At 47.1% G+C, this 12,285-nt stretch carries 7 protein-coding genes; all 7 read left to right on the top strand.

Annotated features, from left to right (window positions below):
- Window positions 1-43 precede the first annotated feature (43 nt).
- The 7 genes from rplK (at window position 44) to HMPREF9999_RS08665 (ending at window position 11,600) form a co-directional block, all read left to right on the top strand.
- Window positions 44-481, top strand: coding sequence for a 50S ribosomal protein L11 (rplK, locus tag HMPREF9999_RS08695; RefSeq protein WP_009752358.1), 438 nt, complete (start codon window positions 44-46; stop codon window positions 479-481).
- Between the two features lie 25 nt (window positions 482-506).
- Complete coding sequence (gene rplA, locus HMPREF9999_RS08690) at window positions 507-1,205, top strand: 50S ribosomal protein L1 (protein WP_009752357.1); 699 nt, start codon at window positions 507-509, stop codon at window positions 1,203-1,205.
- Between the two features lie 14 nt (window positions 1,206-1,219).
- A complete protein-coding gene (rplJ, locus tag HMPREF9999_RS08685; protein WP_009752356.1) occupies window positions 1,220-1,741 on the top strand; it encodes a 50S ribosomal protein L10 in 522 nt (173 codons plus the stop codon).
- 130 nt (window positions 1,742-1,871) lie between these two features.
- Window positions 1,872-2,246 (top strand): 50S ribosomal protein L7/L12, encoded by a 375-nt coding sequence (gene rplL / locus HMPREF9999_RS08680; RefSeq protein WP_009752355.1) that lies wholly within the window; start codon window positions 1,872-1,874, stop codon window positions 2,244-2,246.
- 229 nt (window positions 2,247-2,475) lie between these two features.
- Window positions 2,476-6,321 (top strand): DNA-directed RNA polymerase subunit beta, encoded by a 3,846-nt coding sequence (rpoB, locus tag HMPREF9999_RS08675; RefSeq protein ID WP_009752354.1) that lies wholly within the window; start codon window positions 2,476-2,478, stop codon window positions 6,319-6,321.
- Window positions 6,322-6,357: 36 nt separating this feature from the next.
- On the top strand, window positions 6,358-10,614 hold the full coding sequence (gene rpoC / locus HMPREF9999_RS08670; RefSeq protein WP_009752353.1) for a DNA-directed RNA polymerase subunit beta': 4,257 nt from the start codon (window positions 6,358-6,360) through the stop codon (window positions 10,612-10,614).
- A 260-nt stretch (window positions 10,615-10,874) separates the two neighbouring features.
- On the top strand, window positions 10,875-11,600 hold the full coding sequence (locus HMPREF9999_RS08665; protein WP_044063406.1) for a class I SAM-dependent methyltransferase: 726 nt from the start codon (window positions 10,875-10,877) through the stop codon (window positions 11,598-11,600).
- Window positions 11,601-12,285 lie beyond the last annotated feature (685 nt).

Below are 12,285 nucleotides of genomic sequence, written 5' to 3'. Positions count from 1 at the left end.
ATCTTGCCCCTCTCAAACTCAATCATCAATAAGTATAATCACAATGGCAAAAGAAATTGCTGGACAAATCAAGCTCCAAATTAAAGGTGGTGCTGCGAATCCAAGTCCTCCCGTAGGTCCCGCTCTCGGTTCCAAGGGTATCAACATTATGGACTTCTGCAAGCAGTTCAACGCCCGTACTCAGGAGAAGGCTGGTAAGGTTCTTCCTGTTGTAATCACCTATTACACAGATAAGAGCTTCACTTTCATCGTAAAGACTCCTCCCGTGGCAATTCAATTGTTGGAAGCTGCCAAAAAGAAGAGTGGTTCCGCTCAGCCTAACCGTAATAAGATCGCTGAAATTACTTGGGATCAGGTTAAGGCTATTGCAGAAGATAAAATGCCCGACCTCAACTGCTTTACTGTTGAGGCTGCTATGCGCCTCGTTGCAGGTACTGCACGAAGCATGGGTATCACAGTTAAGGGTGACTTCCCCGCTTAATTTATAACAATCCAATTTCTGAACAATGAGTAAACTTACTAAAAATCAAAAGTTGGTAGCAGGGAAGGTTGAAGCAGGTAAAGCGTATTCACTCGCTGAAGCTTGCAGCTTGGTTAAGGAAATTACTACTACCAAGTTCGACGCATCCCTCGATATCGACGTTCGTCTCGGTGTAGACCCTCGTAAAGCTAACCAAATGGTTCGTGGCGTAGTTGCCCTTCCTCATGGTACTGGTAAGTCTGTACGTGTCCTCTGCCTTTGCACTCCTGATCAGGAAGCTGCTGCTAAGGAAGCTGGTGCTGACTACGTAGGTCTTGACGAGTATATTGAGAAAATCAAGGGTGGCTGGACTGACATCGATGTTATCATCACGATGCCTGCCATCATGGGTAAGATTGGTGCACTCGGCCGTGTTCTCGGCCCCCGTGGCCTCATGCCTAACCCCAAGAGTGGTACTGTAACCATGGACGTTGCTAAGGCTGTTCGCGAAGTTAAGTCTGGTAAGATCGACTTCAAGGTGGACAAGGCTGGTATCATCCACGCGTCTATCGGTAAGGTTTCATTTGATACAGAGAAAATGATTGGCAATGCCAAAGAATTTATTTCTGCTATCATTAAGTTGAAGCCTGCTGCTGCTAAGGGTACATATGTAAAGAGTATTTATCTTTCTTCCACCATGAGCAAGGGTGTCAAGATTGACCCCAAGTCAGTTGAAGAAGCCTAATTTGTTATCGCATCATGAGAAAAGAAGATAAAGCCCTTATCATCGAGCGTCTCGGTGAACAACTTAAAGAATATGCACACTTCTACCTCGTTGACGTAACGGGTTTGAATGCAGAAGCAACAAGCAACTTGCGTCGCAAGTGCTTTGCTGAAGGCATCAAAATGGTAGTAGTTAAGAATACACTTCTCGAAAAGACTTTCGATAAGGCAGAGGTAGACTACAGTCCTCTCGTTCCCGTACTTAAAGGAACGACTGCTGTGATGTTCTGCAATACTGCGAATGTTCCTGCTAAGCTTATCAAAGAAGCTGGTAAGGCAACAGGTATTCCTGCACTTAAGGCTGCTTACGCAGAAGAAGGTTTCTATGTAGGTGCTAACCAACTCGATGTTCTTTGCGCAATCAAGAGCAAGAACGAAGTTATCGCAGAGGTTATCACTCTTCTTCAAAGCCCCGCAAAGAACGTTATTTCTGCACTCACCAGCGCAGGTTCTACAATTCACGGTGTGCTTGAAACCATTGGCAAGAAGAATGCTTAATTCTTGCGCTTAGCGAATTGCTGTAGCACAAATTAACTCACGTCTTTCTTACAGCTAAGTGAGGAATCACGATGTTAGGTGAAGATAGTGAGAATCCAATCAAAACTCAAATCAATAAATACATACAATTATGGCAGATATCAAAGCCCTTGCAGAAGAACTTGTAAATCTTACTGTAAAAGAAGTAAACGAACTTGCAACTGTCCTCAAGGAAGAGTACGGTATTGAACCCGCTGCTGCAGCTGTTGCTGTTGCTGCTCCTGGTGCAGCTGGTGCTGCTGCTGCTGAAGAGAAGAGCTCTTTCGATGTTGTTCTCAAGAGCGCAGGTGCTGCTAAGCTCCAAGTAGTAAAGGCAGTTAAGGAAGCTTGTGGCCTCGGTTTGAAGGAAGCTAAGGACCTCGTAGACGCTGTACCTAGCAAGGTTAAGGAAGGCGTAGGCAAGGAAGAAGCTGAAGCTCTCAAGAAGGCTCTCGAAGAAGCTGGTGCTGAAGTAGAACTTGCTTAATTCAAGTCCCACTTCCCACTAGGGAATATGGTTAAGGATCCTCTGGTAGAGGGTTCTTAACCTTTTTGTGTCTTAACGTGAACTACAGTTTACTTTGCTTTCTGTTTTAGTGCTCTTCATCTAGCACAATGAGAATTGCTGATTAACTGTAAGGTTTGCAAGACAAGGTCTCAAGTGGCTGATACCTGCTTGAGGTCACCAATTATAATTTATAGATAAAGACTACAGAATGTCGCAAGTAATCAATAATCGTGTCAACTTCGCGTCGGTTAATAATCCGATGCCGTACCCCGATTTCCTCGACGTCCAGTTGAAATCATTTAAGGAATTCCTTCAGTTGGATACTCCTTTTGAAAAGCGCAAGAACGATGGCTTGTATAAAGTATTTGCAGAGAACTTCCCCATTGCAGATACTCGTAACAACTTCGTCCTTGAGTTTTTGGACTATTACATTGATGCTCCTCGTTATAGCATCGAAGAGTGCTTAGAACGTGGTCTCACCTATAGTGTGCCTCTTCGTGCAAAACTCAAATTGTTCTGCACAGATCCAGATCATGAAGAGTTTGAAACTGTTGAACAAAGCGTATTCCTTGGTCCTATTCCTTATATGACTGAGAATGGTACGTTCATCATCAATGGTGCTGAGCGTGTAGTTGTTTCTCAGTTACATCGTTCTCCAGGTGTATTTTTTGGCTCGAGCGTGCATGCTAACGGTTCTCAGCTTTATAGTGCGCGTATTATTCCTTTTAAGGGTAGCTGGATTGAATTTGCAACTGACATCAATAGTGTCATGTATGCATATATCGATCGTAAGAAGAAGCTGCCTGTAACGACTTTGCTTCGTGCCATCGGATATGCCAATGACAAGGACATTCTGTTGCTTTTTAATCTTGCAGAAGAAGTCAAGGTCAACAAGACCAATCTCAAGAAAGTTTTAGGTCGCAAAGTGGCAGGCCGTGTAGTTCGTACTTGGGTTGAAGACCTTGTTGATGAAGGCACTGGCGAGGTTGTATCTATTGAGCGTTCAGAGATCATTGTTGATCGCGAGACCACCTTGGATGAAGACAATATCGTTGATATCATCGAATCTGGTGTAGATACAATCCTGCTCCACCACGAAGAAGCGTCTAATAGCGACTATTCTATCATTTTCAATACACTTCAGAAGGACGCTACAAACTCTGAGCGTGAAGCGGTGATGTACATCTATCGTCAGCTTCGTAACTCAGATCCAGCTGATGAAGCAAGCGCGCGCGAAGTCATCAACAATCTTTTCTTCTCAGAAAAGCGTTATGATTTAGGTGAAGTAGGTCGCTATCGTATCAATAAGAAGTTGGGACTCGACACAGACTTCGATGTTCGTGTATTGACACGTGAAGATATCATCGAGATTATCAAGTATCTTGTTGAACTCATCAATTCTAAGGCGCAAGTAGACGATATTGACCACCTGTCTAATCGTCGTGTTCGCACTGTGGGCGAGCAGCTCTCAAACCAGTTCTCTATTGGTTTGGCACGAATGAGCCGTACCATTCGCGAGCGTATGAATGTTCGTGATAACGAAGTCTTTACTCCCGTAGAACTCATCAATGCCAAGACCATTTCCAGTGTGATCAATTCGTTCTTCGGTACGAATGCCTTGTCACAATTCATGGACCAAACCAACCCCTTGGCTGAGGTAACGCACAAACGTCGTCTCTCTGCACTTGGTCCTGGAGGATTGTCTCGTGAACGTGCGGGCTTCGAAGTTCGTGACGTACACTACACTCACTACGGTCGTCTTTGTCCTATTGAAAGCCCTGAAGGACCAAACATTGGTTTGATCTCTTCACTCTGCGTATATGCTAAAATCAATGACCTCGGCTTCATCGAAACTCCTTATCGCATTATCGAAAATAGCGGTGAGAAGGATGCTGAAGGCAATGATATCTATAAAGTAAATCTTGATAACAGCACCGCAGTGTATCTCAGTGCTGAGGAAGAAGAAGGCAAGATAATCGGTCAAGGTAACGCACCCTTGAACGAAGATGGTAGCTTCATTCGTAAGACTGTAAAGAGCCGTCAAGATGCTGACTATCCTGTTGTGCCTCCTTCAGAAGTACAACTTATGGACGTAGCTCCTCAGCAGATTGCCTCTATCGCAGCAGCATTGATTCCTTTCTTGGAACATGATGATGCTCACCGTGCACTCATGGGATCTAACATGATGCGCCAAGCTGTACCTCTCATTCGTTCAGAAGCCCCAATCGTAGGTACTGGTATCGAGAAGCAAGTCTGCGAGAATAGCCGTACAATGATTACGGCAGAACGTGATGGAGTTATCGATTATGTAGATGCAACTAAGATTGTTATCACCTACGACCGCACAGAGGACGAGGAATTCGTAGCCTTCGAATCTGCTACCGTAGAATATAATATTCCTAAGTTCCGCCGTACGAACCAAAACATGACCATTGACCTTCGTCCTATCTGCGACAAAGGACAACGTGTCAAGGCAGGAGATATCCTTACAGAAGGTTATGCTACTGAAGATGGTGAACTCGCACTTGGTCGTAACCTCCTTGTAGCTTATATGCCTTGGAAGGGATACAACTATGAAGATGCTATCGTGCTCAACGAACGTATGGTGCGCGAAGATATCCTCACTTCTGTACACGTCGATGAGTACTCCCTCGAAGTGCGCGAAACCAAGCGTGGTATGGAGCAACTCACCAACGACATCCCCAACGTGTCAGAAGATGCCACCAAGGATCTAGACGAGAACGGTATCGTTCGTGTCGGTGCACGCATTGTTCCTGGTGATATTCTCATTGGTAAGATCACTCCTAAGGGTGAGAGCGATCCTACACCTGAAGAAAAGCTCCTCCGTGCTATCTTCGGTGAGAAAGCAGGTGATGTGAAAGATGCTTCATTGAAAGCCAATCCTTCACTTTCAGGTGTTGTTATCAACAAGCGACTCTTCAGTCGCGTTCACAAGCTCTCTCGTGCTGAAAAGCTCAAGGATAAAGAGCGTCTTGAGAAAATCGATAGTAAGTTTGAAAGCGAAACCAACGATCTCAAGGGCATCATGCTTGATAAGCTCGTTGCGCTTACCAAGGACTTCACTTCTCTCGGTGTCAAAGACAACATCGGTGCTGAAGTTATCGCCAAGGGAGCTAAATTCTCCAAGAGCCTCTTTGCAACACTTGACTTTACAGCTCTCGAGTTAGAGAACTGGACTGGTGATGCTCGCATCGATGGCATGATTCGCGAACTTATCATCAACTATCTCCGCAAGTTTAATGAGATGGATGCTAAGCGCATGCGTGAGAAGTATGCCATCACCATCGGTGATGAACTTCCCAGTGGCATCATCCAGATGGCGAAAGTTTATATTGCCAAGAAACGTAAGATTGGCGTAGGTGATAAGATGGCAGGTCGTCACGGTAACAAGGGTATTGTTTCCAAGATTGTACGCCAAGAAGACATGCCTTTCCTTGCAGATGGTACTCCTGTAGACATCGTGCTCAATCCTCTCGGTGTGCCTTCTCGTATGAACATCGGACAGGTGTTTGAAGCAGTACTTGGTTACGCTGGTAAGAAGCTCGGTCTCAAGTTTGCTACCCCCATCTTTGATGGTGCTCACCTCGAGGATCTTTGTGAATGGACAGACAAAGCAGGCCTTCCCCGCTACTGTGCAACGCAGCTCTACGATGGTGCAACCGGTGAAGAGTTCGACCAAAAGGCAACTGTAGGTGTCACCTACATGCTGAAGCTCGGTCACATGGTAGAAGATAAGATGCACGCACGTTCCATTGGACCATACTCTCTCATCACTCAACAACCTCTTGGTGGTAAAGCTCAATTTGGTGGTCAGCGTTTCGGAGAGATGGAAGTCTGGGCAATCGAAGCCTTCGGTGCCAGCCACGTGCTTCAAGAAATCCTCACCATCAAGTCCGACGATGTCACTGGCCGTTCCAAGGCTTACGAAGCAATTGTTAAGGGAGATCCCATGCCAACTCCAGGCATCCCCGAATCTCTCAACGTATTGCTCCATGAGCTCCGTGGTCTCGGTCTCAGCATCTCGCTCGACTAATCACAAGCATCTTTCTCACCCACATATATTTCAGTTATGGCTTTCAAGACAGACAGAAAGATAAAAACTAACTTCACCAAGATTACCATAGGCTTGGCCTCTCCTGAAGAAATTCAGGAGAACTCCTATGGTGAAGTATTGAAACCCGAAACCATCAACTACCGCACATATAAGCCTGAACGCGATGGCCTCTTCTGCGAGCGCATCTTTGGTCCTACTAAAGACTACGAATGCCACTGTGGAAAGTATAAGCGTATCCGTTATAAAGGCATCGTCTGCGACCGTTGTGGTGTTGAAGTGACCGAGAAGAAGGTGCGTCGTGAGCGCGCTGGCCACATCCAGCTTGTAGTGCCTGTAGCACACATCTGGTATTTCCGTTCACTCCCCAACAAAATGGGCTATCTTTTGGGTATTCCCACAAAGAAGCTCGATCAAATCATTTACTACGAACGCTATGTTGTTGTTCAGCCAGGTGCCCTCGCCGATGAGTTCGCAGTAAATGATCTCCTCACCGAAGATGAGTACCTTGATGCTTTGGATAAGCTTCCTCGTGAGAATCAGTATCTCGAGGATACAGATCCCAATAAGTTCATCGCTAAGATGGGTGCAGAGGCTATTCTTGAACTCTTGCAACGCATCGATCTCGATAGCCTCTCTTACGAGCTCCGCGACCGCGCCAACAATGATGGTTCTGTAGCGAAGAAGAACGATGCACTCAAGCGTCTTCAAGTAGTAGAATCATTCCGCGCTTCCAAGGATCGTAACAAACCCGAGTGGATGATCATGAAGATTATCCCTGTTACACCTCCTGAGTTGCGTCCTCTCGTTCCACTCGATGGTGGCCGCTTCGCCACTTCCGACTTGAACGACCTCTATCGTCGCGTGCTCATTCGTAACAACCGCCTCAAGCGATTGCTCGAAATCAAGGCTCCTGAAGTCATCCTCCGCAACGAAAAGCGTATGCTTCAAGAAGCAGTGGATAGCCTCTTCGATAACAGCCGCAAGAGCAGTGCTGTGAAGAGCGAAAGCAATCGTCCCCTCAAGTCACTCTCTGACTCTTTGAAGGGTAAGCAAGGTCGCTTCCGTCAAAACCTCCTCGGTAAGCGTGTCGACTACTCTGGTCGTTCGGTTATCGTCGTAGGCCCAGAGCTCAAGATGGGAGAATGCGGTCTTCCCAAACTCATGGCAGCAGAGCTTTATAAGCCTTTTGTCATCCGTAAGCTCATTGAGCGCGGTATCGTGAAGACTGTGAAGAGTGCAAAGAAGATTGTCGATCGTCGTGACCCCATCATTTGGGACATCCTTGAACTCGTCATGAAAGGACACCCTGTGTTCCTCAACCGTGCTCCATCACTTCACCGTCTCTCTATCCAGGCCTTCCAGCCTAAGATGATTGAGGGTAAAGCTATCCAGCTCCACCCGTTGGCATGTACTGCGTTTAACGCCGACTTCGACGGTGACCAAATGGCAGTCCACCTCCCCCTCTCCAACGAAGCCATCTTGGAATCTCAGATGCTCATGTTGCAGAGTCACAACATCCTCAATCCCGCCAATGGAGCACCAATCACAGTACCTTCACAGGACATGGTGCTCGGTCTCTACTACATCTCCAAGCTCCGTCCTGGTGCTAAGGGTACAGGTCTCACCTTCTACGGTCCTGAGGAAGCCATCATCGCCTACAATGAAGGCAAGGTGGCTATGCACGCCCCTGTAAAGGTGTTGGTAGATGATATCAATGAGAATGGTCTTCCCATCCGTCACTTGGTAGAGACCTCTGTCGGTCGTGTCATTGTCAACGAAGTGATTCCTAGCGAAGTCGGATTTGTCAACACCATCATCTCTAAGAAGTCTCTCCGTGACATCATTACCAAGGTTATCAAGAGTGTCGGTATGACTCGCGCTTGCGAGTTCCTCGATGGTATCAAGAACCTCGGTTATCGCAAGGCATACGAAGGTGGACTTTCGTTCAACCTCGACGACATCATCATTCCTAAGGAAAAGGCTGAGATTGTTAAGTCTGGTAACGATCGCATCGAGCAAATCATGGGTGACTATGGTATGGGTTTCATCACCGACAATGAGCGTTACAACCAAGTTATTGACACTTGGACGAAGGTGAACAGCGACATCAAGAGCACCCTCATGAAGCAAATGACAGAAGCTGACCAAGGTTTCAACGCTGTGTTCATGATGCTTGACTCTGGTGCTCGTGGTAGTGCCGATCAGATTGCACAGCTCGCAGGTATGCGTGGTTTGATGGCCAAGCCCCAAAAGGCAGGTGCCGACACACGTTCTACGATTGAAAACCCCATCCTTTCTAACTTTAAGGAAGGTATGTCCGTGTTGGAGTACTTTATCTCTACCCACGGTGCGCGTAAGGGTCTTGCGGATACCGCTTTGAAGACTGCCGACGCAGGTTACCTCACTCGTCGTCTTGTAGACGTGTCGCACGATGTCATCATCAACGAAGAAGACTGCGGCACACTCCGTGGACTCGTTTGCAGCGCGTTGAAGAATGGTGAAGAAATCGTTTCTTCTCTCTCAGAGCGCATCCTCGGTCGTGTGTCTGTTCACGACATCGCACATCCCGAAGATGGTCATATCCTCGTGCACAGTGGCGAAGAAATCACTGAAGCCATCGCAGCGGCTATTGAGGCAGCAGGTATCGAAGAAGTGGAAATCCGTTCCGTTCTCACTTGCGAAAGCCGTCATGGTGTCTGCATGAAGTGTTATGGTCGCAACCTTTCTACCTCTAAGATGGTACAGAAGGGTGAAGCTGTTGGTGTGATCGCTGCACAATCTATCGGTGAACCTGGTACACAGCTTACGCTCCGTACGTTCCACGCCGGTGGTATCGCTGGTGGTGCAGCTGCTAACGCAACTATCGTAGCTAAGAGCGATTGCCGCGTAGAGTTTGACGAACTCCGCACCGTAGACGTTATGGGCGACGATGGCACCCCAGGGAAGGTGGTAGTGTCTCGACTCACCGAAGCTCGTTTCATCAACGAAAACACTGGTATCGTTCTCTCCACTCAGAATGTGCCTTATGGTTCACAACTCTTCGTTAACGATGGCCAAAGCCTCACCAAGGGCACCATGGTTGCTAAGTGGGATCCATTTAATGCAGTCATCGTTACAGAAGTGGCAGGTCGCATCGTCTTTGAAGATGTGCGTGAAGGTGTCACCTATCGTGTCGAAGAAGACGAAGCAACTGGTCTCCGTGAACGTATCATCATCGAATCAAAGGAACGTGGCGTAGTGCCTACTGCTCACATTGTGAGCGAGAGTGGTGAAACCCTCCGCACTTACAACTTCCCCATCAATGGTCACTTGGCGGTCGAAGACCAACAAGTGCTTAAGGCGGGTGATGTAATCGTTAAGATTCCTCGTGTTGTAGGTTCTGCAGGCGACATCACGGGTGGTCTGCCTCGTGTGACTGAGCTCTTCGAGGCGCGCAATCCATCTAACCCTGCTGTTGTTTCCGAAATTGATGGTGAAGTCACCATGGGAAGCATCAAGCGTGGTAATCGTGAAGTCATCGTAACGTCTAAGCTCGGAGAAATCAAGAAGTATCTTGTGCCCCTCTCTAAGCAACTCCTCGTACAGGAGAATGACTACGTTCGCGCTGGAACTCCTCTCTCTGATGGTAGCATCACTCCTGGTGACATCCTTGCCATCCAAGGTCCTACCGCCGTTCAGGAATACATTGTTAACGAGGTGCAAGACGTTTATCGTTTGCAAGGTGTAAAGATCAACGACAAACACTTCGAAGTCATCGTACGTCAAATGATGCGCAAGGTGCAGATCAACGAAGCTGGCGACACCCGCTTCCTCGAATCTCAAATCGTCGACAAGAACGATTTTGCAGAAGAGAACGATCGCATCTGGGGTAAGAAAGTCGTTGTAGACGAAGGTGATTCAGAGACAATGAAGAAGGGTATGATTGTAACGGCTCGTAAGCTCCGTGATGAAAACTCACAGCTCAAACGCCGTGACCTCAAGCCCGTTGTAGTCCGCGATGCAGTACCTGCAACTTCTACTCAGATTCTGCAAGGTATCACACGCGCTGCTCTTCAAACCAAGTCCTTCATGTCAGCTGCATCCTTCCAAGAAACCACTAAGGTGCTCAACGAAGCTGCAATCTCTGGTAAGACAGACTACCTCGAAGGTATGAAGGAAAACGTGATCTGCGGTCACCTCATTCCTGCTGGTACTGGTCTTCGCGAGTTCAACCGCATCGTTGTGGGTGACATGGATGACTACCAAACCTCTGAAGAGAAGTCTGAAGACTAATATTTCTCACATATCGCCCCGTGGTGGGCTATACTTTCCGACACTCCCCACTGAGTTCTCCACTTGGTGGGGAGTGTTTTAGTTTCCCTCCTTCTATGGGTTACACTTCAAGTTCTTTCGATTAAGATGTCTTTGCTCACATGAATCCTTATCTACTATTTCGCAGCAGTCTACTCGTTGACAGTAACAGGCGAAGTGTGATAGTTTACCCATAGACGATAATCTCTAAAGATGACCCTTTATAACCAACTTACCACAATATGACCCTTTCTCCTCAACGCGACCCCATGGGACAAGCCGTGCTCGACTATTTGCAAAATGGGCAGGCAGAAGCCATTGCGGTACACTCCACCATATTTGATGATGATGAAATCCCCGTGTCGCATCTTTTTCGTACGCCAGCTGAAATGCCACCATTAGAGCGTGCAGCACTCGGTTATGCTCGAGGTCGGGTGCTCGATGTCGGAGCTGGAGCAGGATGTCATGCTCTAGCTCTTCAAACCCAAGGGCTTGAGGTCGTCTCCATAGACGTAAGCCCCGGATGCGTAGAAGCCATGCGCCAACGAGGATTGCGACAAGTGCATCTGGCCGACTTTTTCACCGATGAGTTTGGCAAAGACTATGATACGATTTTCATGCTCATGAATGGATTGGGCATCTGTGGAGGACTCAACGAACTCCCCGCCTTTTTCGCACATTTAGATCAATTGCTCGCCCCTGGTGGTAGTGTCATCACCGATGCCTGCGACCTCTCCTACATCTACGAAGATGAAAATGGTTTTCTCGACCTCACTGGGGTAGAAGGCTATTATGGTGAGGTAGATTATCGCATGAGCTATAAGACGGTGCAAGGTGATCCCTTCAACTGGCTCTACATTGATCGTGAAACACTGGTGGCAGCAGCTGCGCGCCATGGTTATAGCGTGGAAGTGCTGCGCGAAGATGTTGACAGCACTGCCTATTTGGCACGCATCACGAAGAGTTGAGGGCAAGTCCTCTGGTGAGGAGGTATATGGTGTTGGCTCAGTGCCGTGAAAGAAGATAGAGTGGGGGAGCGCGGCTTCCTCACTTTTTTGTGAGTTGTGTTTTATCCATTGCTCCCTATAAGTATATGGGTAGATATGTAGGCAAAGAGTGAAAAATCCGCAGAAATCTGCACTATTTTCTTTGGATAGTACCTAAAATGATATGCGAACTTTTCAAAATAGCTAGTTGTCGAGTGATAGGTACTAGATGATAACCTTTGTTTACAACTAGCTAAATCATTGTCAGTGCACACTTCATCGGTGGTCGTAAGGTGATAGAGATTTTAGGGTGTTTTCGGCAACCGATTTTCTCACGCATGCGCGCGACGTGCGCACCTTCCCTGGGAATTTGAGTATTTTGCTTTCACAACCTTCACAATGGCCTATTTGTTTGCTTAAAATGAGACCTCATTCAAGGGAGCAAATCCGAACTTCAACTGTGTAGAGATAGCTGCCCAATCCCACCCCAAGAAGCAATAATGTTAAAATATATCCGAAAATGGAGTGTTACTGATTGAATATGAATTTGTTATGAAGAGTTTTGTGAAGGATGTGAAAGCAAAAAGGCACAAATTGCTGTAATGCGTGCGCGCATGTGCGCGTGAGAAGAGAGTTGTAAGTCTTTTTAACAGAATGAGAGTGACAG

Source organism: Alloprevotella sp. oral taxon 473 str. F0040 (assembly GCF_000318095.2).
Classification (GTDB): domain Bacteria; phylum Bacteroidota; class Bacteroidia; order Bacteroidales; family Bacteroidaceae; genus Alloprevotella.
Note: the sequence above shows the minus strand (reverse complement) of the source record. Positions and strands in the feature narration are given on the sequence as shown.

Excerpts from the sequence above, each read along its gene's own strand:
- rpoB (WP_009752354.1), top strand. The coding sequence starts at position 2,476 with ATGTCGCAAGTAATCAATAATCGTGTCAACTTCGCGTCGGTTAATAAT.
- rplJ (WP_009752356.1), top strand. The coding sequence starts at position 1,220 with ATGAGAAAAGAAGATAAAGCCCTTATCATCGAGCGTCTCGGTGAACAA.
- rplL (WP_009752355.1), top strand. The coding sequence starts at position 1,872 with ATGGCAGATATCAAAGCCCTTGCAGAAGAACTTGTAAATCTTACTGTA.
- rpoC (WP_009752353.1), top strand. The coding sequence starts at position 6,358 with ATGGCTTTCAAGACAGACAGAAAGATAAAAACTAACTTCACCAAGATT.
- rplK (WP_009752358.1), top strand. The coding sequence starts at position 44 with ATGGCAAAAGAAATTGCTGGACAAATCAAGCTCCAAATTAAAGGTGGT.
- rplA (WP_009752357.1), top strand. The coding sequence starts at position 507 with ATGAGTAAACTTACTAAAAATCAAAAGTTGGTAGCAGGGAAGGTTGAA.
- HMPREF9999_RS08665 (WP_044063406.1), top strand. The coding sequence starts at position 10,875 with ATGACCCTTTCTCCTCAACGCGACCCCATGGGACAAGCCGTGCTCGAC.